Consider the following 21582-nt stretch of genomic DNA (forward strand, 5'->3'; position numbering starts at 1 on the left):
TGGCCCTGACCATCCGCACCACGAGACCTCCGAGGAGGGCGCCATGGCCGAGTCCGCGGAACTGTCGGCGCGCGTGGACGGCGACGCGATCTTCCGCGTCCTCCGCAGCGAGATCCTCGCCGGGGTGCACCCGCCCGGGACAGCGCTGCGGGAGGTGGTCATCTCGGAGCGGTTCGGCGTGTCACGGACCCCGGTGCGCGAGGCACTCAGCCGGCTGCAGCACGAGCGGCTGCTCGAACGTGCCGCCCGCGGACTCCAGGTCCCGCAGATCGACCCGCAGGAAGTCATCCAGATCTACGACCTCCGGGTGATGCTCGAGGAGGAGGCCGCCGGGCAGGCCGCGCTCAATCGCGGAGCCGCGGACATCATGCGCCTCGAGGCGCTGCTGGAACGCGACCGCGCCGTCGTCGATCCCGATGACACCACCAAGGTCACCAACAACCTCGAGTTCCACACCTCACTGTGGGCGGCCGCGCGCAACCCCATCCTCATGGACCTCCTGCAGCGGCTCTCGACCCACCTCATCCACACGCCGCGCTCCACGCTGTCGGTGGGGAACCGCTGGCAGGAGGTGCTCCTCGAGCACGAGGCGCTGATCAGCGCCATCACCGAGCGGCGCAGCGACGACGCCCGGGGTATCGCCCGCCGGCACATGGAGACGGCCCGCACCATCCGCCTGCAGCTGCTGCGCACCACGGCGGCGGACTGACGGTGGCCCCCGAGAGCGGCCGGCACCGCATCCTGCTCGACGCCGACACAGGCATCGACGACGCCGTCGCCCTCCTGTACCTCCTCGGGTCGCCGGACGTGACGCTGGAGGCGGTCACCTGCACCGCGGGCAACGTCGGCGCCCGCCAGGTCGCCGTCAACAACCTCGCCCTGCTCGAGCTGTGCGGCCGCACCGGCGTCGAGGTCGCCATCGGCAGCGAGGTACCGCTGGAGATCCCGCTCGTCACCACGGAGGAGACGCACGGCGACCAGGGCATCGGCTACGCCGTGCTGCCCCCACCGCACGGCGGCGTCTCGGAGCGCCACGCCGTGGACGTCTGGCTCGAGGCCGTCCGCAACCACCCAGGGCAGGTCACCGGGGTCGTCACGGGCCCCCTCACCAACCTCGCGCTCGCGCTCCGCGCCGAGCCGCAGCTCCCGATGCTCCTGAAGGGCCTCGTCATCATGGGCGGGGCGTTCAACTATCCGGGGAACACGACGCCGGTCGCCGAGTGGAACACGCACGTGGACCCGCACGCGGCGAAGGAGGTCTATGCCGCCTACGAGGGCCTGCCGGTCGAGAAGCTGCCCATCGTGTGCGCGCTCGAGACCACGGAGCGGATCGAATGCACCCCCGCGCACGTCGATGCTCTCTCCCGTGCCGCCGGGGCCGGGCCGGAGGTCCTCGACCCGGACGAGCCCGAGGGCACGCGCAGCAGGAGCGGCAACGCCGTCGTCGCCTGCGTGTCCGATGCCCTCCGGTTCTACATGGAATTCCACCGCCTGTACGGCCAGGGGTACGTCGCGCACCTCCACGACCTGTTCGCCGCGACGGTCGCGACGGGGGACGCCGGTTTCGGGGAACGCCTGGCGACCGTGGACGTCGAGACCGGATCGCCGCTCACCTTCGGACAGACGGTCGCCGACGTCGCGGGGATGTGGAAGCGGGCGCCCAACGCCCGGATCGTCACGGGCAACGATCCCGCGGCGGTGTTCGAGCTGATGGTGCGCAGGCTGTCCGGCGTCGCACGCCTGCACGGCTGAGGACGGTTCCTCTCCGACCCCGTTCCGGTCGCCGGGCACCCCGCGCGGCGGTGCAGCCCCCGGTACACTGGTAGCTGCCACGCACTGCTGCGCGGCCGGCGCCGAGGTGACATGAGGTGCGTCCTCATCCCTCCACCGTGCCCAAGGAATACTGTGAGCTCATCCCTGACCCTGGCCTCCGAGCCCGCCGTTGAACGGCCACGGCGCCTCCTGATCGTCCTCGGGGCTGCGCTCATCGCGGCCACGTACGCGTTCCTCGTCGTCGTCCAGCCGGCGGAGATCGCCGGCGGCATGGGCAGCACGGCGTCGCTCGTCTCGCTCTTCGGCTTCCTCGGAGGCGGGGCGCTCCTGGTGGGCGGGATCCTGCCCATGCTCAGCACGAGTTCCCTGGTGATCATGCCGCTCGGCATCGCCCTGAACATCGCGATCGGGCAGATCGCCGGATCCCTGGGCATGCAGATCTACCTTGACGCCATCGGCACCGTCCTCGTCGCGGTCCTGGCCGGCCCCGCGGCGGGTGCCGCGACGGGCGCGATCAGCAACGCCATCTGGGGTCTCTTCAATCCGTTCGCGCTGCCCTTCGCGGCGGGCGCCGCCCTGATCGGGCTGCTCGCGGGCCTGGCCGCACGCTATGGCGCGTTCCGCCGCGTGTACCTCGTCCCGGTGGCGGGGCTCGTCGTCGGAGCGGTCGGCGGACTCGTCGCGGCGCCGGTGGCCGTCTTCATGTTCGGCGCCGCCGGGACGTTCGGGACCAACGCGATCATCGCCGTGTTCCGCTCGATGGGGGACAAGCTGCTGGTCGCGGCGACGAAGCAGGGCCTCCTCTCCGACTCGCTGGACAAGATCGTGGTGTTCGTCATCGTCGCCGTGATCGTGTACGCGCTGCCGCAGCGTGCCATCCGCCAGTTCCCCTTCGCCCGCACGTACCGGGTGTTGGGCAACCGGACCGGTACCACCGCCGGCGCCACGTCCGGCACCTCCACCGCCGGCACCGGCGATGGTGGTGCCGGAAGCACCACCACCCCCGCCCGCGGGAACGACTCCAGCGTCGGCTGAACCATGCCCCGCCGCAGGATCTACAACCCCCTGACCGAGCTGCTCGCCGCGGTCCTGCTGGTGGTGCTCGTCCTCGTGGTGAACCGCTGGGAGTTCTCCCTCGCGGTGCTGGTCCTCGGGGTGCTCCCTGCCGTACTCATGTCCGGTCGGCCCCGGCAGATCGGCCTCGCGATCACCCTGATCGCGGGGCCCCTGCTCCTCTCCTCCCTGCTGCTCCACGGGCTCTTCTTCCCCGAGGGCACCACCGTCCTGCTCGATCTCGGCGTCGCCCGCGTGACCGCCGAGGGCCTGGCCTTCGCCGCCCTCATGGGCCTGCGCATGACCGTGTTCACGGCGGTGCTGCTGACGGCCGCGATGACGCTGGACATCCCCGACCTCTTGGCCACCATGACGCACCGCGGCTGGAACCGGAAGCTCGTCTTCGTCGTCGGATCCGCCGTCGGGCTCATCCCGCACGTCGCGCAGCGCGCACGCCGCATCTCGCGGGCCCAGCAGGCCCGTGGCCTCGTCGTGGGGCGCGGACCGTTCTCCCGTGTCCGGGCCCTGCTGACCGTGCTCACGCCGCTCGTGATCGGGTTGCTCGTGGACGCCTCCGAGCGCACCCGCATGCTCGAGGCCCGCGGCTTCTCCTCCCCGGGCGCGCGCACGAGCTACCTGCCGGACTCGGACACGGCCCGCCAGCGGACGGCACGCCGAGCGATGCTCGCCGTCGTCGGTGTGTTCTCCGCAGCCTGGCTCCTGACGGCGGCGGCATGATCGCCCTCGACAGCACGGGCTTCGCCTACGACGACGGCGCGCGGGCGCTCGCCGGTGTCGCCCTCACGGTGGAGGCGGGGGACCACGTGGTGATCGCGGGGGCCTCCGGCTCCGGCAAGACGACCCTCGCCCGGCTGCTCGCGGGCATGACGGGGGCCGACGCGGGCTCCACGTTCACCGGGACGATCACGCTCGACGGCGAGACCGTGCTTTTCCGCGGGCTGCCGGGCGACCCGCGGATCGATCCCGCCCGGTGGAGCGCCCGGGTGGCGTACGTCGCCCAGGGCGCCTGGGGGCAGCTGTCCATGATGTCCTCCACCGTGGCGGAGGAGATCGCCTTCGGCCCCGCCAACCGCGGCATGCCCGCGCAGGAGCTGCGGCAGGCCGTCGACGACGTCGCGGACGCACTCAAGCTCACGTCCCTCCTGGGTCGTGATCCCCGCAGACTCTCCGGCGGGCAGCTGCAGCGCACCATCATCGCCGCCGCCGTGATCCAGCGGCCCGAGGTCCTCGTCCTCGACGAGCCGTTCCAGGGGCTCGACGACGACGCGGCGCGGGACGTCGCCGGGGCCCTGGAGGCGCTCCGCCGGAACGGCACCGGGGTGGTGGTCTGCGCACCCATGCTGCCGCGGCACGCCCCGCAGGGTGCGCGCGTCCTGGCGCTCGCCGACGGCCACTCCGTGTTCGAGGGTCCGCTGGCGGAGGCACGCCTGGCCGGGCTGCAGCGCTTCGGCATCGGCACGGAGGGGGAGCCCCTCCGGCTGGACGGCGACGCCGCCCCGCGTCCCGTCGGTCCCGTCGGTCCCGTCGGTCCCGTCGGTCCCGTCGGTCCCGTCGGTCCCGTCGGTCCCATGGTCCCCGAGCTCGTCGCGGTGCGTGGCCTGGGCTTCCGCTACACCCCGGAACCCGGCTCGGCGGCTCCGCCGGCGGGGCTGGCCGGCGTCGACCTGTCCGTCCGGGCGGGGGAGGTGGTCGCCGTCCGCGGCCCCAACGGGTCCGGCAAGTCGACCCTGCTGCAGCACCTGAACGGGCTGTCCCGGGCGGACAGCGGCTCGGTCACCGCGGGCGGGGTGCGGATCGGCCGGCAGCCGACGGGCACCCTCGCGGCCACCGTCGGATACCTGTTCCAGGACACCGACCAGCAGCTCTTCGAGCGCACGGTGCTGCGCGAGGTCTCCTACGGTCCGCGCGCCGTGGGGCTCCGGAAGGACGACGCCACTCGGCGGGCCGCGCTCGCCCTCGACGCGCTGGGACTGGGAGCGCTGGCGGACGCGCACCCGTACGAACTGTGCTTCGTGCAGCGGCGCATGGTGGCGCTGGCCTCCCTCATCGCCACGGGCCCGGCCGTCTGGGCGCTCGACGAGCCCACCGCAGGCCTCGACGAACCGGCGCGCACCCTGTTCGCCGCCGTCCTCTCCCGTCACGCCCGGGGCGGCGGCTGTGTGCTCATGGCCACGCATGACGCCGCCTTCGCCGACGCCGTCGCGCACCGGAGCGTCTGGCTCGACGGCGGCAGGATCCGCCCGGACGGTCGGACGCCGCAAGGAGATGCCTCCGCCGCGCCGACGCAGCCCCTAGGGTGAACCCATGGACCTCTTGCGCGAGCGACACCGGCGGATCGAGTCAAAGGGCGCCGATCTCGCCGTGTTCGAGTACGGCCTCGATCCGGACCCGTCCAGGCCGACCCTCGTCTTCCTGCACGGCTACCCCGACGATCACCGTGTCTTCCACCCGGTGCTCCGGGAGCTCGCCGCGACGCACCATCTGGTCGCGTTCGACACCCGGAACGCCGGCCGGTCCCGCGCCCATGAGGGTGCCGGGTTCACGCTGACGGAGCTCGTGGAGGACATCTTCGCCGTCCTCGACGCCGTGGACACGCCGGGCGGTGTGCGGCTGGTGGGCCACGACTGGGGATCGATCCAGGGCTGGGCCGCACTGCAGGACGAGCGCGCACAGGGGCTGATCCTCGACTACACCAGCATCTCCGGACCCGACCTGCGGCATTTCTCCCGGTGGCTGCGCGGGCGTTTCAGGAACCCCCGGCTGGTGCCGCAGGGCATGGGGCAGGTGCTGCGCAGCTGGTACGTCGGATTCTTCCAGCTGCCCGTCCTGCCGGAGGCGCTCTGGAGACACGCGCTGACGCGGCGCTACGAGCTCACGGCGCGTCGCAATGTAGGGCAGGACCCGGTGCGGGGACTCGCCCTCTACCGGACCAACATGTCCACCGCGGTGCGGCAGCCCCGGCGGCGGCCGATCACCGTTCCCGTGCACGTGATCGTCCCGCTGAAGGATCCCTTCGTGTCGCCGCACCTCGTGGACGGGCTCGAGGACTGGGTGTCGGACCTGACCGTCACGAGCGTCCCCGGCGGGCACTGGTGGATCACGGCGCAGCCCCGCGCCTTCGTCGGGATGCTCGACCCCGCGCTGCGGACCCGGGACGATTCCGACTGACCCCGGCATCCGGGGTTCGTTGCCCACCTGGGGGTGGGTGTCGTCGTCGTGCACCCGTCACCGGTGCGCACCGAGGCGCGTGGGGGACTGTCCGGGTGACGCCTGGACGACCTCCGGGTCCCACGAGGCCCTACGCGTCCAGGAGGCCCCGGATGTCGTCGGCGGTCAGCGCCGAGGAGAAGATGGCGTCGTCGTCCATGACGGACGTGAACAGCTTCGCCTTCTTCTCCTTGAGCTTCATGACTTTCTCCTCGATGGTCCCCTTCGACACCATGCGGTAGACCATCACGTTCTTGGTCTGCCCGATGCGGTGGGTGCGGTCCACGGCCTGGGCCTCGGAGGCCGGGTTCCACCACGGGTCCAGCAGGAAGCAGTAGTCCGCCTCCGTCAGGTTCAGGCCGAACCCGCCGGCCTTGAGGCTGATGAGGAACACGGGCGCCGTGCCGTCCTTGAAGGAGTCGATGACCTCGCCGCGGCTGCGGGTGGATCCGTCCAGGTAGGCGTACTCGATGCCGCGGGCATCCAGCTGCTCGGCGGCCTTCTTGAGGTAGGAGGTGAACTGGCTGAAGACGAGGGCCCGGTGCCCCTCCGCGAGGACGTCCTCGAGGTTCTCGAACAGGACCTCGAGCTTCGCCGACGGGACGCCCGCGTGCGCAGGGTCCACGAGCGAGGCGTCGAGGCTCAGCATGCGCAGCAGGGTCAGGGACCGGAACACGATCATGCGGTTGCGGTTCATGTCCTCGATCAGCCCGAGGAGCTTCTGCCGTTCGCGCTGCAGGTACGTCTCGTAGATGTGCCGGTGCTCGGGGTGGAGCTCCACCTCCAGGACCTGCTCCTGCTTCGGCGGGAGGTCGGAGGCGACGGCCTCCTTGGTGCGGCGCATCATCAGCGGCCGGATGCGCTTGCGGAGCCGCACGAGCGGACGGTTGTCGCCGATCTTCTCGATCGGCGTGCGGTAGTCCTCGGTGAACTTGCGTGCCGAGGGGAAGAGCCCGGGTGCCACGATGTTGAACAGGGACCACAGCTCCATGAGGTTGTTCTCCATGGGCGTGCCGGTGATCGCGAGCTTGAACGGCGCATCGAAGTCCTTCGCCGCCTGATGCACCTTCGACGCGCGGTTCTTCACGAACTGCGCCTCGTCCAGGACGAGACCGGACCAGGCGAGGTCCTGGTAGACCGGGAAATCGAGCCGGAAGAGCGTGTAGGAGGTGATGACGACGTCGGCGTCGCCCACCTGCTCGTCGATCGGGATGCCTGAGGCGCCCTGCGTGTCGGTGACGGCGACGACCTTCAGCCCCGGCGCGAAACGGCGGGCCTCGTTGGACCAGTTGGGGACCACGGAGGTGGGCGCGACGACGATGAACGGTGCGTCGAGCCCCGACGTCTCCTTCGCGTGGATCATCAGGGCCAGGGCCTGCAGGGTCTTGCCGAGCCCCATGTCGTCGGCGAGCACGCCGCCGAGGCGGTGCCGCCACAGGAACGCGAGCCAGCTGAAACCCTCCGCCTGGTAGGGGCGCATGTCGGCGACCAGGCCGGCCGGGGCCGGGGTGGCCGCGACGTCCTCTAGTTCGAGCAGTCCACTCACGGCGTCGCGCCAGGACTGCGCCTGCTCGGTCTCCTCGGCGAGCTCCTCGAGGTCCGCCCACAGTCCCGCCTGGTAGCGGCTGATCTGCAGCCCGGACTCCGGGTCCCATTCGCTCAGCGCCCGGGCTTCCTCGATGAGCTCGCGGAGCTGGTCGAAGACGGGCTGATCGAGCGAGAGATAGCTGTTGTCGACGAGCTTCAGCTTCTTCCGGCCCTGGGCGAGAGCACGGAAGATGGAGTCGAAGGGGATGGTGCGGCCGCTGACGGTCACCATCACGCCGAGGTCGAACCAGTCGCGGTCCTCCGTCTCCACGGTGCTGATCCGCAGCGTGGGCGTCTCGGTCAGTTCCTGGTAATCGGGCTTCTCGCCGACCATCTCGACGCTCACGCCGTCGAGCTCCGCGAGCCGGGGCAGGACCTCCTCCACGAACTCGACGGCCTGCATGTCCTCGAGCCTGAGCGATTTGATCGGGAGCGGGCCGAGGGCCTGACGCGCGGAGGCCGCGAGGGCGTCCTCGACGTCGGGTTCGCGGTAGCCGTCGTCGCTGCCGGGGCCTCCGCGACGGAAGGGCCGTCGCTGCACGGCGTCGCCGAGGGTGTAGTCGAAATGCCAGTCCAGGGCCACCGAGCCGTCCGCACCGTAGGCGGTGGTGAGGACGAGCGCCGGGGGCTGGATCTCGGGCAGCTCCACGCTGCCGTCACTGCTGTCCACGTGGATGGACTGCCGCAGCTTCGGGTAGTAGTCCTGCAGGAAGAGGGACTTCTCCTCCTCGGGGACGACGACGGCGTGTCCGCGCTGGAGGAGTTCGATGTCCTTCGACGTCAGCCTGCGCGAGGTCGGGGCGAGCGTGATCGTGTCATCGGGGGCGACCGTGTAGATGCCGTGCGTGCTGATGACGTGGGCCGTCTCGGACGGGTGGGGCCGGCCGTCGACGTCGAGGGCCGGACTCAGCCGCAGCGAGCCGTCCTCGGTCTCGGTCGCGTCGAGCTTCAGGGTGGCGCGGGCCGCGAGTTCGATCGTCATGGACTTCTTCGAGCCCACGAAGGCGATGCCCAGGCGCTGCGCCTCGTCCAGCAGCTGCCAGAGCAGCGGGTTGCTGAAGTCGTCGAGGTACAGCCAGGAGTCGTTGTTGCCGAAGTAGTTGACGCCGGTGCCGCGGTGCAGGGCCGGGAACTGGGAGAACCACCGGTGCTGGTCCGGGTCCAGCGTCAGCCCGTACGTCTGGTAGCTGATGCTGCCCCAGGACAGGTTGTTCTTGATCCACTTGCCCTTGCCGTTCTGGCTGACCGGCCGCACCCCGAGGCGGGTGTTGAGGGTGCGCTGGCCCTGGCGTTCGGCGGCGGAGCCCCACCGCTGCACGGCGACCTCGGGGGTGCGCAGCTCGAACTGCAGACCGAGGGGCGTGCGCGGGGCGGGCGCGGGGTCGACGGCGGTGTCGGCCGTCAGGAGATCCGTGAGGGACGCCTGCCAGCCCTCCGGGACCGACGGGCGCGGCGCGGATCGGGCGCCGAGGTCGCGTTCGTGCTGTGCCAGCAGGTTCTCGGTGTTGCTCTGCAGTGCCGTGGCCGCCACGTGCTTGCAGTCCGCGCCGATGGGGCAGCTGCAGAAGTTCTCGAGGGGGCGGAACCGGCCGTCGCCCTTGAGTCCGAGGCGCAGCTTGGTCCTGTAGTCGTTCGGCGCGGTGCCGCGGACCTTCCCGGTCAGCAGCTTGGACTCGGCGTCCCACGTGAGGGAGCTGACGGCGCCGTCCTTGGCGTAGGTCTGCCCACGCTGGAACGCAGCGCCGCCCACGATCCGGATGATGTCCGTGACATCGACCATGGGGTGGGTGGAAATGGGCATAATTCCATGCTCTCACGTGACGGTGACGCTCTTCTCGCCCGGCGCCCCGTTTCGCGGAACAGCCCCGGTTGCTGGCGGTCGTCCAGCCGGAAACGGCCCCACAGTCTACCCGCTGCCGACCGGGTCCTGTGACCGGGCATGCGGGCTCCGGTGGCACCCCGGCCTGCCCTACCCTTGGCTGGGGGCCTGAGCATCAGGTCGCAGCGAAACGGAAGAGGTTGCACGTGTTCGAGGCTCCAAGCATCATGTTCGCGGCTGCGGGACTGGCCGTGTTCGCGGCTGCCCTCCTGCCGCGCCTGCTCAGGCGCGCCCCGGTGTCCATGCCCATGGTCTTCCTCGCCGCCGGCATCCTCATCTTCACGTTCGCCAAGGACCTTCCGGACCCCGACCCCATGAAGTACAGCGACGTGACCATCCACCTCAGCGAGGTCTGCGTCATCATCTCGCTCATGGGCGCCGGACTGGCCCTGGACCGCAAGGTCGGCTGGCGCCGGTGGTCCACCACCTGGCGGCTCCTCGGCATCGCCATGCCACTGTGCATCCTCGGACTGACCCTCATGGGGATGTGGGTCCTCGGCCTCGGCCTCGCGTCGGCCCTCCTGGTCGCCGCCGCCCTGGCGCCGACCGATCCCGTCCTCGCCTCCGAGGTCCAGGTGGGTGAGCCGTCGGAGTCGGAGGAGGACCTGGATGCCGAGGACGAGGTGCGGTTCGGGCTGACCTCGGAAGCAGGACTGAACGACGGGCTCGCGTTCCCCTTCGTCTACCTCGCCGTCCTGCTCAGCACCGTGGGACTCGCTCCGTCGGCCTGGTTCCCGGAGTGGATCCTCCTCGACGTGCTGTGGCGCATCATCATCGGCTGCGCGTTCGGCGTCGGGATCGGCATGCTGCTCGGTCGCATCTTCTTCCGGTCACCCATCAAGAGCGTCCGCCTGGCCAACCACTCCGAGGGCTTCGTCGCACTGGCCGCCACCTTCCTGACCTACGGGCTGACCGAGGCGGTCGAGGGGTACGGCTTCATCGCCGTGTTCGTGTGTGCCGTCACCATCCGCGCGGGGGAGCAGACCCACGGCTACCACGGGGTCCTGCACAGCTACATCGAGCAGCTCGAGCGCCTGCTGACGGTCGTCGTGCTCGTCCTGCTCGGCGGCGCCGTGGCACGTGGACTCTTCGAGGGCCTCCGCCCGCTCGAAGTGGTGGTCGCCGCCGTGTTCATCCTCCTGATCCGGCCGATCACCGGGTGGATCAGCCTGGCCCGCGGGAAGACCGGCCCGCGCGAGCGCCGCACCCTGGCCTTCTTCGGCGTGCGCGGCATCGGGTCCATCTACTACCTCAGCTACGCGCTGTCGAAGGGCGAGTTCTCGGCCGACGAGTCCACCCTGTGGCGGATCGGCGCGCTCGTGATCGTGATGTCCATCGTGGTGCACGGCATCACCGCGGCGCCGGTCATCAACTCGCTGGACCGTGCCCGGCAGCGCAAGGCCCGCGCCGAGGGCAACGAGGCTCAGGCGCCGAACACGCCCGTCTAGCCGTTCCCGGTCAGGCCGGCCGTCCCCGCTCGATGGCGGCCAGCACCGCGAGCCCGCCGAGGAGCGCCCAGAAGGCCCCGCCGATCCCGAGGACCGACAGGCCGGACGCCGCGAGGAGGAACGTCACGGCGCCGCTCATGCGACCCGTCGCATCGCGGAAGGACGCCGTCACCGCCGTCGCCATGGTGCCGATCAGGGCGAGCCCGGCCACCGCCTCCACGAGCCCGGCGGGTGCGGCGCCCACGACGACGACGAGCGCGCCCGAGCAGCCGGCGAGCACCAGGTAGGACAGCCCCGCCGTGAGGGCCGCGATCCACCGGCGGTCGCGGTCCTCACCCGCCCCCTCGCCGGCGGACAGTGCGGCCGACAGGGCTGCGAGGTTGACCGCGTGTCCGCCGAAGGGCGCGACGACCGCGGTCCCCGCTCCCGTGACGGCCAGGGCGGACCGCCAGGGGGCCTCGTAGCCGAAGGACGAGAGCACGGCCACGCCCGGGAGGTTCTGCGACGCCATGGTGACCACATAGAGGGGCAGGGCGATGCCGATGACGGCGGCCGGCTCGATGTCCGGGACGGTGAACGCCACGGACGGCACCAGGGACGAGGACTCGATCGCTGTGCCCGCGAGGCCGAGCTGGACGCCGATCACGGCGAGGGCCGCGACGAGCGCGAGGGGGACCGACCACTTCGGGGCGAGGGCCGATGCTGCGAGCCAGACGAGGATCACGGGGAGCACCAGGTGCGGGATGGTGCCGATCGACTGGAACGGCGCCAGGCACAGGGGGAGCAGCACGCCCGCGAGCATCGCCTGCGCGAGGTGCTGCGGGATGCGGGCCACCAGCCGGCCCAGCCACGGCACCGCCGCGGTCAGCGCGATGAGGACGCCGGTGACCAGGAAGGCGCCGACCGCCGCGGGCCAGCCGCCGGACGGGATGCTGGCACCGGCGAGCAGCGCGGCCCCCGGCGTGGACCACGAGAGCGTGACGGGGATGCGGTAGCGCAGCGACAGCAGGACGATCCCGAGGCCCACGACGACGGTCAGCGCCAGCAGGCCCGAGGCGGCCTGGTCCTCGGACGCCCCCGTGGCCCGCAGGCCGGCGAGCACGACGGCGAACGACGACGTGAAGCCCACCAGGGCCGTGACGATACCGGCGAGGACGGGTTCGTGCAGGCCGGGCCGGACGGAGGATCTGGTGTGCACCGGGGGACTCCTGTCGGATGGGCCGTCGCGCCGCCCACACTCGTTCTGTATACGGAACGGCCAGCGTAGGATGCAGGGATGCCCGAGGACAAACCGGACCGCAATGCGTCGCTCCGCTCCGCCGTCGCCCGCAGGATCACACGGCTGCGCCAGGACCGAGGGCTCTCCCTCAGTGCCCTTGCCCTGCAGGCCGGCATCGGGAAGGGCACGCTGTCCGAGCTGGAGGCGGGAACCCGGAATCCGACCCTCGAGACGCTCTACGCGCTCGCAGGCCCCCTGGGGGTGCCGCTTACCGGACTCGTGGGGGACGGGACGGGGCGCGGTATCACCGACGGCGTCGTGGAGGCCCGGCTGCTCACGGTCCGCACGCACGACGACGGCGGTACTACCGAGGTCTTCTGGCTCACCATCGCCTCGACGGGGACGCGCGTGTCACCGGCCCACGGACCGGGAACCGTGGAGCACTTCCGGGTGGTGCGCGGCAGCGCACGCGTGGGTGTGCTCGGCGACGAGCAGGACGCGGGAGCCGGCGGCGCGCTGTCCTGGCGCGGGGATGCAGCGCACTCCTACGCGTCGACGGACGGGATCACGGAAGGGGTCCTGACCATCGAGACCCCGGCGCCCCGAGGCTGACCAGGCGCAGGTCATGCGGTGATCAGGCGCCGGTCAGACGTTGCGCGGCTGCTCGAGCCGGCGCTGGATGCCCTCGAGCTCGTCGCTGAGGACCTGCAGGCGGGCGGAGTTCTGCTCCACCGCGAGCTCGCGGACGAGGAGGTCCTGGCGCTCGCGGAGCGCGGCTTCGGAGGTCGGGAGGTCGCTGGGCATGTGCCCAGTCAAGCAGATCCGGCGCGGGCGTGGGGCCGAACTGCGTCACAGGGGCGTGACGTAGGCGCCGGCGATGCCGCCGTCGACCATGAACTGACTCGCCGTGATGAAGGACGAGTCGTCCGAGGCCAGGAAGGCGACGGCGGCAGCCAGTTCGTCGGGTTCGGCGAAGCGCCCCAGCGGGACATGGACGAGCCGGCGCCGGGCCTGTTCCGCGTCGCTCGCGAACAGCTCCTGCAGCAGGGGCGTGTTCACGGGTCCCGGGCAGAGCGCGTTCACCCGGATCCCCTGTCGGGCGAACTGCACCCCCAGCTCACGGCTCATGGACAGCACGCCGCCCTTGGACGCGGAGTAGGAGATCTGGGACGTGGCGGCGCCGAGGACCGCCACGAACGAGGCCGTGTTGATGATGGACCCGCGTCCCTGCGCCTGCATGTAGGGCAGGACGTGCTTGCAGCAGTAGTACACGCTCGTCAGGTTCACCTCCTGGACACGGCGCCAGGCATCGATCCCCGTGTCGAGGATGGAGGAGTCGTCGTCGGGCGAGATCCCTGCGTTGTTGAAGGCGATGTCGATGGAGCCGTAGGTCGCGACGGCGAACGCGTACATGCCCCGGACGTCGTCCTCGCTGGTGACGTCGGCGCGGATGAAGCTGCCGCCGAACTGCTCCGCCAGCCCCTCCCCGACGGCGTCCGGACAGATGTCACCGATCACCACGTGCGCTCCCTCGTGGGCGAGGCGCCGGGCCGTGGCCAGGCCGATCCCCGAGGCGCCCCCCGTGATGACCGCCGTCCGCCCCTGGAGGCGGTTGGTCACGAGTCCGTTGTAGGGCAGGGCTGTCATGGCACTCCTCATGGTCGATGGACGCCTGTCAGGCGTCGGTGGAAAGGAAGACGTTCTTGGTCTCGCTGAACGCGTCGAGGGCCTGTGGGCCCAGTTCGCGGCCGAGGCCGGACTGCTTGAAACCGCCGAAGGGGGTGGAATACCGGACGGAGGAGTGCGAGTTCACGGAGAGATTCCCGGCGTCGATGGCCCGTGAGACGCGGAGCGCACGGCCGACGTCGCGGGTCCAGATGGACCCGGACAGTCCGTAGGCCGAGTCGTTGGCGATCCGCACGGCATCCGCTTCGTCCTCGAACGGCACCACGCAGACCACCGGGCCGAAGATCTCGTCGGTGAAGGCAGCGGACCGCGGATCCGACGGCGTGATGACGGTGGGCGGGAACCAGAAGCCGGGTCCGGCGGGGGCGGAGCCCTGGAAGGCGACGTCGGCCACGGCCTTCCCGTCCGCGGCGTAGACGAATCGCGCCACGGAGTCGCGCTGGGCGGCCGAGATCAGCGGCCCCATGTGCGTGTCCTCCCGGCTCGGATCACCCACCCGGACGGACTCCACCGCGGCTCCGAGCATGCCCAGGACGTCGTCGTAGACGGACCTCTGGACGAGCACCCGGGACCGGGCACAGCAGTCCTGCCCGGCATTGTCGAAAGCGCCGTCGGGCACGGCTGCGGCGGCTTTCTCCAGGTCCGCATCGGCGAAGATGACGTTGGCGCTCTTCCCCCCGAGCTCGAGGGTCACGCGCTTGACCTGGTCCGCGCAGCCCGCCATGATCTGCTTGCCCACGCCGGTGGAACCCGTGAAGACGACCTTGCGCACCATGGGGTGGGTGACGAAGCGGGCTCCGACGACGGAACCCTTGCCCGGCAGGACGGTGAAGACGCCCTCCGGGATCCCGGCCTGCAGGGCGAGCTCACCGAGCCGTATCGCCGTCAGGGGGGTGAGCTCGGCCGGTTTCAGGACCACCGTGTTGCCGGCGGCAAGCGCCGGCGCGAACCCCCACGCGGCGATGGGCATGGGGAAGTTCCACGGCACGATGATGCCGACGACGCCGAGCGGTTCGTGGAACGTGACATTCACTCCACCCGCGACGGGGATCTGCTGCCCGCTATGGCGTTCGGGGGCTGCGGAGTAGTACATCAGGACGTCACGCACGTTGCCGGCCTCCCAGCGTGCGTTCCCGATCGTGTGGCCGGCGTTGGACACCTCGAGCGCGGCGAGCGCCTCGATCTCCGCGTCGACGGCCGCCGCGAACCGCCGCAGCAGCAGTGCGCGGTCCGCCGGGGACACCCGCCGCCAGGCGGGGAAGGCGTCGGCCGCCCGCAGGATCGCGGCATCGGCATCCTCGAGTCCTGCCATGGCGACCGTGCCGATGGCTTCCTCCGTCGCAGGGTCGAGGATCTGGTGGGTGGAGCTCATGACGCGGTCCTTTCCGGGGCGCTGCGGTGGAGTGCATAGGTGCGGGCAGCGTCGACGAAGCCGCCGAACAGGCGCCTGTCCTGCCCGTTCTCCTCGGGATGGAACTGGACGCCGAGGGTCCAGCCGGCAGGGCCTCCGGCCGCCGCTTCGACGACCTCCACCGTCCCGTCGGCGGCCAGGGCCGTCACGCACAGCCCCTCGGCGATCCTGTCCAGGCCCTGGTGGTGGTAGCACGGGCTCGACGCCCGCTTGCCCAGCAGCTGCCGGGCGATGGAGCCGGGTTCGGTGGTGAAGTCGACGCTGCCGAAGACACCCGGCGCGGGCTGGTACAGCGCCGCATCCTTCCGCACCTCGGGCAGGTGCTGGTGCAGCGTGCCGCCGAGGGCGACGTTGAGGATCTGCGCCCCCCGGCAGATCGCGAAGAGGGGCATGCCCGCGGCCAGCGCCGCCCGCGTCAGGGCGAGATCGTGGTCGTCGCGCTCCGGCTGGGCCACCGTGGTCGGATGCGGGGCGGCGCCGTAGTGCACAGGGTCCACGTCCACCCCGCCGATGACGATCAGACCGTCGAGGACGCCGACGACGCCCGGGTCGGTGCCCACGGGTGGCAGCAGGAGGGGGGTTCCGCCGGCCTCCACGACGGCGCGCACGTAGGCGCCCGGGACGATGGCCGCGGTGCCGTCCCAGACGCCCCAGGCGGCGGACTGCCAGTAGGTGGTGAGGCCGACCCTGGGCCGGTAGGTACCCTGCGCGGGCTCGGTCGTCACCATGACGCCCTAGTGTCGTTCAAACCCGCGCCGCACTTCCCAGTCCGTCACGGCCGCGTTGAACTGCGCCAGCTCGACGTCGGCGTAGTGGGTGTAGTGCTCCACCACCTCGTCGCCGAAGACCTCCCGCGCGATCGCGGAGCCGGCGAAGAGATCGCGCGCCTCCTTCATCGTGGCGGGCACGTGTTCGGCGTCGGACAGGTAGGCGTTGCCGTCCATCCGTGGTGGCAGCTCCAGCTCGTTCTCGACGCCGTACAGGCCGCCGGCGAGCATCGCGGCCAGCGCGAGGTAGGGGTTCGCATCCGCGCCCGGGAGCCGGTTCTCCAGGCGGGCGGAGGAGCCGTGGCCCACGAGGCGGACGGAACAGGTCCGGTTGTCCAGCCCCCAGGCCACCGCGGTCGGTGCGAAGGAGCCTTCGGAGAAGCGCTTGTAGGAATTGATGTTGGGTGCGTAGAAGAGCGTGAACTCGCGCATGGTGGCGAGGACCCCCGCGATGAAGTGGTCGTAGAGCGGGGTGCGCTGGTTCCCGGCCTCGTCCCAGAACACGAGTCCGCCGTCGTCGCTCCGGAGGGACATGTGGATGTGGCAGGAGGAGCCCTCCCGCTGGTTCGGCTTGGCCATGAAGGTCACCGACTGCCCGCGCTGCGACGCCATCTCCTTCGCCGACAGCTTGTAGACACTGTGGTTGTCGGCCGTCACGACGACGTCGTCGTACTTGAACGCGATTTCGTGCTGGCCGAAGTTGCACTCGCCCTTGGCCGATTCGACGATCATGCCCGCCTGGTACATCGCGTTGCGGATGTCGCGCAGCAGCGGTTCGACGCGCAGGGAGCCCAGGATGGAGTAGTCGACGTTGTACTGGTTGGCCGGGACGAGATCGCGGTAGTGCTTGAGGCCGGCGTCCTCGAACGAGTCGTTGTAGATGATGAACTCGAGCTCCGTCCCCGAGAATGCCCGCATGCCCCGGGCCGCGGCCCGCGCAGCCTGGGCCTTGAGGATGCTGCGCGGTGCCACCTGGACCGGCCCGCCGCTGGTGAAGGACAGGTCCGACTGGATCATGACCGTGCCCTCCCGATAGGGCAGGCGTCGGATGGTGTCGAGGTCCAGGTCGAACACCATGTCCCCGTACCCGGTCTCCCAACTCGACATCGCATAGCCGTCCACGGTGTTCATGTCGGTATCCACGGCCAGCAGATAGTTGCACCCCTCGGTGCCGTGACCGAGGACGGTGTCGAGGAAGAACCGGCCGTGGATCACCTTGCCCTGCAGCCTGCCCTGCATGTCGGTGAACGCCAGGACCACCGAGTCGATCTCACCCGCCTGGATGGCCGAGGTGAGCTGGTCGACGGTGAGCATGCGTTCGCTGCGGGGATGCGGGTCCATGAGCTTCCTTCTGTCGTTTCGGGGTGTCGTCGTCGCGGGTCGGACGGGATCGGGTCAGGCCAGGTCCTGCTCCTCCTTCTCCAGCAGGGCGAATTCCTCCTCCGGGGCGCTCGCTACCAGGTGGTGGCGGCTGTAGAACCAGAAGTAGGCGAGCGCGCCGAGGAAGATGGCGGCGGTGATGGAGGCCGCGAGGATGTCGACGAAGAAGGTGGCCACCAGGGCGACGACGGCGAGGACGAGGGCGATGCCCGTGGTGACCACACCGCCCGGCGTGCGGTAGCCCCGCTCGAGTCCGGGTTCCCGCACCCTCAGGAGGATGTGCGACAGGTTCAGCAGGACGTAGGACACGGTGGCACCGAAGACGGCGATGTTGATGAGCAGCCCGCCGTTGCCCGTCAGTGCGGCGAGCAGGAAACCGATGGTCCCCGGGACGAGGAGCGCCACCCAGGGCGTGTGGCGCTTCGAGGTGAGGGAGAGGACGCGGGGGAGGTAGCCGGCCCTCGAGAGGGCGAAGAGTTGCCGCGAGTAGGCGTAGACGATCGAGAAGAAGCTGGCGACGAGGCCGGCGAGCCCTGCGTAGTTGACGAAGTCGGCGAGGAAGGAGTCCCCGCCCGCCGCCGCACGCAACGCTTCCGGCAGTGGGGAGTCCGACTGGCCCATCGCTTCGGCGCCTGCCGCCCCCGGCACCAGGAAGAGCATGAGCGCGCCGAAGACCAGGAGCAGCAGCATGGCGACGATGATGCCCCGGGGCATGTCCCGTTTCGGGTCGTTGGATTCCTCGGCGGCGAGGGGGACGCCCTCGATGGCCAGGAAGAACCAGATCCCGAACACCAGCGCGGCGAGGACGCCGGAGAACCCGTAGGGCAGGAAGGCGGACGCCCCGGCCGACCCGTCGGGGACGATGTCGAAGAGGTTGGCGGTCTCGAAGTGCGGCAGGAGTCCGATGACGGTCACCACCAGGGCGATGACGGCGACCACGGTGATGCCGAAGATCAGCTTGAGCGCCTCGCCGACGCCCCAGAGGTGGATCCCGATGAACACCACGTAGGTGACCAGGTAGACCGGCCACGAGTTGGTGATGCCGAAGAGTCCGAGCGCCTCGATGTAGCCACCGATGAACGTGGCGATCGCGGCCGGTGCGACCGCATATTCGATCAGTACCGCCATGCCCGTGGCGAAGCCTCCGAGCGGGCCGAGGGCGCGGCGGGCGAACCCGTAGCCGGCGCCGGCCGTCGGGAGCGTCGATGACATCTCGGCGAGACCGAAGACCATGCAGGTGTACATGATGCCCATCAGGATGAAGGCGATGAGCAGGCCGCCCCAGCCGCCTTCGGCGAGTCCGAGGTTCCAGCCGGAGAAGTCCCCCGAGATGACGTAGGCGACGCCGAGCCCTGCCAGCAGGACCCAGCCGGCGGCCCCGCTCTTGAGCTTCCGGTGCTTGTGGTACTGGTCGTCGACGGCGGTGTAATCGATGTTCCTGTGTGCCACGTGTACCCCTTGGTTGGACGGCCGGATGGAGGACGGGTAGGGCGGGCCTTTCTCGGCGGAGCGGATTCCCGCCGACGACATTGGACTGAAATCAGTCCAATGAGTGCCATAATGGTCGTCCCACCGCTCGAAATCGTCAAGAGGTGGCAGGCAGGAGCGGCACCGGCCGATGCGTGAGGTGTGGGCATGAACGACCCGGCGGATCCCGCGTTCCGCCTCATCCAGCCGGCACGCAGGGGGAACGCGTTCGAGGAGACGGTCGAACGGCTCCTGCATGCCATCAAGCTGGGGGTCTTCCCCGCCGGGTCACGGCTTCCGCCCGAGCGGTACCTCGCCGAGCACCTGGGCGTCTCGCGTTCCACCCTGCGCGACGGGCTTGCCGACCTCCAGACCGCCGGCTACCTCACCGTCCAGCGCGGCCGCTACGGGGGCGCCACCGTGAGTGCGTCGTTGCCGACCCGGGGCGCCGATCCTGCCGTCCTGCGCCGTGCCGAGGTGGAGGACGTCCTCGCCTTCCGCGCCGTCGTCGAGCCCGGCGCTGCCCGCCTCGCCGCTGAGCTGGTGTGCACGGAGGAGTCGCGCCGTAGCCTCCTCGGAGCACTGCAGGCGGTGGCCGAAGCGGACGCGACCCGGTACCGCCCCCTCGATGCCCGGCTGCATCTTGCCATCGCCGAGGCGGCGGGGTCCCCGTCGCTGGCGCTCGCCGTGGCTCAGGCGCGGTCCCGCACCAACGACATGCTCGACCGCATCCCCTTCCTGGCCGCGAACATCAACCATTCGAACCGGCAGCACGCTGCCATCGTGAAGGCGGTGCTGGGTGGCAATCCGGAGCGCGCGCAGGCCGAGATGACCGCCCACCTCGAGGGCACAGCTGCCCTCCTGCGGGGGTTCCTCCTCGACGAGGCGCAGGACGAGGCGCAGGACGAGGCGCAGGACGAGGCGCAGGACGAGGCCGCGGGGGCGTAGCGCCATCGGCGCAGGCCCGGCAGGCCCGGCAGGCCGGGCAGGCTCGGCAGGCCCGGCAGGCGCCGTGGGTTCCGCCGTGGCGCCGCTCGCCGCAGCGTGAGGAGAACCACGTCCACCGGTGCACGGCACCGGGACGATCGGGAAATAGATGTGTGCAGGCAACCGTTCCTTCAAGAGGTCCGCGACACACCCCGCCGTGGTTCCCGAATCGGAAGGTGCATCCATGACTGTCCCCCTGTCCATCCTGGATCTCGCGCAGGTCGCCGAAGGCTCCACGCCGGCGGAGACCTTCGCCTCGAGCGTCTCGCTCGCCCAGCATGCCGAGCGGTGGGGATACCGCCGGATCTGGTACGCGGAGCACCACAACATGGGCAGCATCGCGTCCTCGGCCACGAGCGTGCTCATCGCCCACGTCGCCGCGCACACCTCCACCATCCGTCTCGGCTCCGGCGGTGTTATGCTGCCCAACCACTCGCCGCTCACCATCGCCGAGCAGTTCGGCACCCTCGAGAGCCTGCACCCCGGCCGGATCGACCTCGGCCTCGGTCGTGCCCCCGGCAGCGACCAGGTGACGGCCCGCGCCCTGCGCCGCGATCCCATGGCCGCGGACAGCTTCCCCCAGGACGTCCAGGAACTGCAGGGCTACCTGAGCGGGGAGAGCCGTGTGCCTGGTGTGCAGGCGACCCCGGGCAAGGGCACCAATGTGCCGCTGTACATCCTCGGGTCCTCGCTGTTCGGTGCGCGGCTCGCTGCAGCCCTCGGCCTGCCCTTCGCCTTCGCGTCGCACTTCGCCCCCCAGGCGCTGCAGGACGCCGCCGCCATCTACCGCCGGGAGTTCACGCCGTCCGCGCAGTCCTCGGAGCCGCACTTCATCGCCGGCGTGAACGTCATCGCCGCGGACAGCGCGAACGACGCCCACCACGAGTTCCATGAGGGCATGCTGCGCCGTGTGAGCCTGCTCCTGGGGCGCGGGCAGACGTTCACGCGGGAGGAGTCCGAGGCCATCCTCGCGTCGCCGAGCGGTCAGCAGATGGCCGGGATGGCGAGGTACAGCGCGGTCGGCACGCCCGATGTCGTCCGTGACTACCTGGAGCAGTTCGCCGAGCGGTTCGGGGCCGACGAGCTCATCGTCGCGACCCAGGCGGAGAGCACCGAGGCGTGGCTCCGCTCCTTCGAACTGCTGGCCGATGCGATGCTCCCGGTCGCCGCGTAAGGGTAGCCGATCAAAGAACTTTGGCTTCCTGCTTGCCATTACCCTCCAACGTTTGGTTAAGTGGGTGTCGGTTGTAGTGTTGCGCATTTGTATTTCACGCGGTCCGACCCTCACGGGACGGATCGTGTCTCTGAAAAAGCGGACAAGCACGCCGCGACTGGGGCGCTCCGAAAGTCGGAGTGCGTCTGAATTTCAGAAGGATAAACAAAAATGGCAACAGGTACCGTGAAGTGGTTCAACGCTGAAAAGGGCTTTGGATTCATTGCTCCCGACGACGGAAGCGCAGACGTGTTCGCACACTTCTCCGCCATCAATGCGAGCGGCTACCGCTCGCTTGACGAGAACCAGAAGGTCAGCTTCGACACCGAGCAGGGCCCCAAGGGTCCTCAGGCGTCGAACATCCAGCCCCTCTAAGGCTCGGATCTTCCACTAGATCTTTTCGCGAGTAGCAGGTCGGACTTCGGTCCGGCCTGCTTCTTCGTTAACCGGGCCCTGTCTGCGGACCGACCGCGTGCTCATGCCG

19 protein-coding genes are annotated in these 21582 nt (G+C 70.4%); 11 read left to right on the top strand and 8 right to left on the bottom strand.

Annotated features, from left to right (window positions below):
- The first annotated feature begins 43 nt into the window (after positions 1–43).
- The 6 genes from MWM45_RS02885 to MWM45_RS02910 all read left to right on the top strand — a co-directional run bounded on the left by MWM45_RS02885 (position 44) and on the right by MWM45_RS02910 (position 6015).
- Positions 44–709 (top strand): GntR family transcriptional regulator, encoded by a 666-nt coding sequence (locus MWM45_RS02885; RefSeq protein ID WP_247828044.1) that lies wholly within the window; start codon positions 44–46, stop codon positions 707–709.
- Positions 710–711: 2 nt separating this feature from the next.
- The gene (locus MWM45_RS02890; protein ID WP_247828045.1) at positions 712–1752 is read left to right on the top strand and encodes a nucleoside hydrolase; all 1041 of its coding nucleotides are present in this window, start codon (positions 712–714) and stop codon (positions 1750–1752) included.
- Positions 1753–1905: 153 nt separating this feature from the next.
- Positions 1906–2808 (top strand): ECF transporter S component, encoded by a 903-nt coding sequence (locus MWM45_RS02895; protein ID WP_247828046.1) that lies wholly within the window; start codon positions 1906–1908, stop codon positions 2806–2808.
- Between the two features lie 3 nt (positions 2809–2811).
- Positions 2812–3564 (top strand): energy-coupling factor transporter transmembrane component T, encoded by a 753-nt coding sequence (locus tag MWM45_RS02900; RefSeq protein WP_247828047.1) that lies wholly within the window; start codon positions 2812–2814, stop codon positions 3562–3564.
- A complete protein-coding gene (locus MWM45_RS02905; protein ID WP_247828048.1) occupies positions 3561–5147 on the top strand; it encodes an ABC transporter ATP-binding protein in 1587 nt (528 codons plus the stop codon). The genes MWM45_RS02900 and MWM45_RS02905 overlap by 4 nt, the downstream gene beginning before the upstream one ends.
- 4 nt (positions 5148–5151) lie before the next feature.
- Positions 5152–6015, top strand: a complete 864-nt coding sequence (locus tag MWM45_RS02910) for an alpha/beta fold hydrolase (protein ID WP_247828049.1) — start codon at positions 5152–5154, stop codon at positions 6013–6015.
- Between the two features lie 130 nt (positions 6016–6145).
- Here the strand turns inward: MWM45_RS02910 and MWM45_RS02915 are convergent, their stop codons facing one another.
- Positions 6146–9442, bottom strand: a complete 3297-nt coding sequence (locus tag MWM45_RS02915; protein ID WP_247828050.1) for a DEAD/DEAH box helicase — start codon at positions 9440–9442, stop codon at positions 6146–6148.
- Positions 9443–9666: 224 nt separating this feature from the next.
- Between MWM45_RS02915 and MWM45_RS02920 the strand changes: the two genes are divergently transcribed.
- Complete coding sequence (locus MWM45_RS02920) at positions 9667–10968, top strand: cation:proton antiporter (RefSeq protein ID WP_247828051.1); 1302 nt, start codon at positions 9667–9669, stop codon at positions 10966–10968.
- Positions 10969–10978: 10 nt separating this feature from the next.
- On the opposite strand, the gene MWM45_RS02925 is transcribed toward MWM45_RS02920, so the two are convergent.
- Positions 10979–12166, bottom strand: a complete 1188-nt coding sequence (locus tag MWM45_RS02925; RefSeq protein ID WP_247828052.1) for a benzoate/H(+) symporter BenE family transporter — start codon at positions 12164–12166, stop codon at positions 10979–10981.
- A gap of 78 nt (positions 12167–12244) precedes the next feature.
- On the opposite strand from MWM45_RS02925, the gene MWM45_RS02930 reads away from it, so the two are divergent.
- The gene (locus tag MWM45_RS02930; protein WP_247828053.1) at positions 12245–12799 is read left to right on the top strand and encodes a helix-turn-helix domain-containing protein; all 555 of its coding nucleotides are present in this window, start codon (positions 12245–12247) and stop codon (positions 12797–12799) included.
- Positions 12800–12832: 33 nt separating this feature from the next.
- Here the strand turns inward: MWM45_RS02930 and MWM45_RS02935 are convergent, their stop codons facing one another.
- The 6 genes from MWM45_RS02935 to eat are packed head-to-tail and all read right to left on the bottom strand — an operon-like array spanning position 12833 to position 18880.
- Positions 12833–12991 carry a hypothetical protein gene (locus tag MWM45_RS02935; RefSeq protein ID WP_247828054.1) on the bottom strand — a complete coding sequence of 53 codons (159 nt, stop codon included), beginning with the start codon at positions 12989–12991 and terminating at the stop codon, positions 12833–12835.
- Between the two features lie 45 nt (positions 12992–13036).
- Positions 13037–13834, bottom strand: coding sequence for a 3-oxoacyl-ACP reductase (locus MWM45_RS02940; protein WP_247828055.1), 798 nt, complete (start codon positions 13832–13834; stop codon positions 13037–13039).
- Between the two features lie 28 nt (positions 13835–13862).
- Positions 13863–15245, bottom strand: a complete 1383-nt coding sequence (locus MWM45_RS02945; RefSeq protein ID WP_247828056.1) for an aldehyde dehydrogenase family protein — start codon at positions 15243–15245, stop codon at positions 13863–13865.
- A complete protein-coding gene (locus MWM45_RS02950; RefSeq protein WP_247828057.1) occupies positions 15242–16012 on the bottom strand; it encodes a gamma-glutamyl-gamma-aminobutyrate hydrolase family protein in 771 nt (256 codons plus the stop codon). Before MWM45_RS02950 ends, MWM45_RS02945 begins: the two co-directional genes overlap by 4 nt.
- Before the next feature lie 6 nt (positions 16013–16018).
- The gene (locus MWM45_RS02955) at positions 16019–17392 is read right to left on the bottom strand and encodes a glutamine synthetase family protein (RefSeq protein WP_247828058.1); all 1374 of its coding nucleotides are present in this window, start codon (positions 17390–17392) and stop codon (positions 16019–16021) included.
- A gap of 54 nt (positions 17393–17446) precedes the next feature.
- Positions 17447–18880: an ethanolamine permease gene (eat, locus tag MWM45_RS02960; protein WP_247828059.1), complete on the bottom strand. Its 1434-nt coding sequence runs from the start codon at positions 18878–18880 to the stop codon at positions 17447–17449.
- A 186-nt stretch (positions 18881–19066) separates the two neighbouring features.
- On the opposite strand from eat, the gene MWM45_RS02965 reads away from it, so the two are divergent.
- The 3 genes from MWM45_RS02965 (at position 19067) to MWM45_RS02975 (ending at position 21473) form a co-directional block, all read left to right on the top strand.
- The gene (locus MWM45_RS02965) at positions 19067–19846 is read left to right on the top strand and encodes a FadR/GntR family transcriptional regulator (protein ID WP_247828060.1); all 780 of its coding nucleotides are present in this window, start codon (positions 19067–19069) and stop codon (positions 19844–19846) included.
- Positions 19847–20069: 223 nt separating this feature from the next.
- Positions 20070–21059 carry an LLM class flavin-dependent oxidoreductase gene (locus MWM45_RS02970; RefSeq protein ID WP_247828061.1) on the top strand — a complete coding sequence of 330 codons (990 nt, stop codon included), beginning with the start codon at positions 20070–20072 and terminating at the stop codon, positions 21057–21059.
- Positions 21060–21269: 210 nt separating this feature from the next.
- Positions 21270–21473 (top strand): cold-shock protein, encoded by a 204-nt coding sequence (locus MWM45_RS02975; protein WP_026533290.1) that lies wholly within the window; start codon positions 21270–21272, stop codon positions 21471–21473.
- Positions 21474–21582: the final 109 nt, after the last annotated feature.

This window comes from Arthrobacter antioxidans (assembly GCF_023100725.1).
GTDB classification, from domain to species: Bacteria; Actinomycetota; Actinomycetes; order Actinomycetales; family Micrococcaceae; genus Arthrobacter_D; species Arthrobacter_D antioxidans.

Coding starts and splice junctions, on each gene's coding strand:
- MWM45_RS02885 (WP_247828044.1), top strand. CDS start 44: ATGGCCGAGTCCGCGGAACTGTCGGCGCGCGTGGACGGCGACGCGATC.
- MWM45_RS02900 (WP_247828047.1), top strand. CDS start 2,812: ATGCCCCGCCGCAGGATCTACAACCCCCTGACCGAGCTGCTCGCCGCG.
- MWM45_RS02905 (WP_247828048.1), top strand. CDS start 3,561: ATGATCGCCCTCGACAGCACGGGCTTCGCCTACGACGACGGCGCGCGG.
- MWM45_RS02910 (WP_247828049.1), top strand. CDS start 5,152: ATGGACCTCTTGCGCGAGCGACACCGGCGGATCGAGTCAAAGGGCGCC.
- MWM45_RS02915 (WP_247828050.1), bottom strand. CDS start 9,442: ATGCCCATTTCCACCCACCCCATGGTCGATGTCACGGACATCATCCGG.
- MWM45_RS02930 (WP_247828053.1), top strand. CDS start 12,245: ATGCCCGAGGACAAACCGGACCGCAATGCGTCGCTCCGCTCCGCCGTC.
- MWM45_RS02935 (WP_247828054.1), bottom strand. CDS start 12,991: ATGCCCAGCGACCTCCCGACCTCCGAAGCCGCGCTCCGCGAGCGCCAG.
- MWM45_RS02940 (WP_247828055.1), bottom strand. CDS start 13,834: ATGACAGCCCTGCCCTACAACGGACTCGTGACCAACCGCCTCCAGGGG.
- MWM45_RS02945 (WP_247828056.1), bottom strand. CDS start 15,245: ATGAGCTCCACCCACCAGATCCTCGACCCTGCGACGGAGGAAGCCATC.
- MWM45_RS02950 (WP_247828057.1), bottom strand. CDS start 16,012: ATGGTGACGACCGAGCCCGCGCAGGGTACCTACCGGCCCAGGGTCGGC.
- MWM45_RS02955 (WP_247828058.1), bottom strand. CDS start 17,392: ATGGACCCGCATCCCCGCAGCGAACGCATGCTCACCGTCGACCAGCTC.
- MWM45_RS02965 (WP_247828060.1), top strand. CDS start 19,067: ATGAACGACCCGGCGGATCCCGCGTTCCGCCTCATCCAGCCGGCACGC.
- MWM45_RS02970 (WP_247828061.1), top strand. CDS start 20,070: ATGACTGTCCCCCTGTCCATCCTGGATCTCGCGCAGGTCGCCGAAGGC.
- MWM45_RS02975 (WP_026533290.1), top strand. CDS start 21,270: ATGGCAACAGGTACCGTGAAGTGGTTCAACGCTGAAAAGGGCTTTGGA.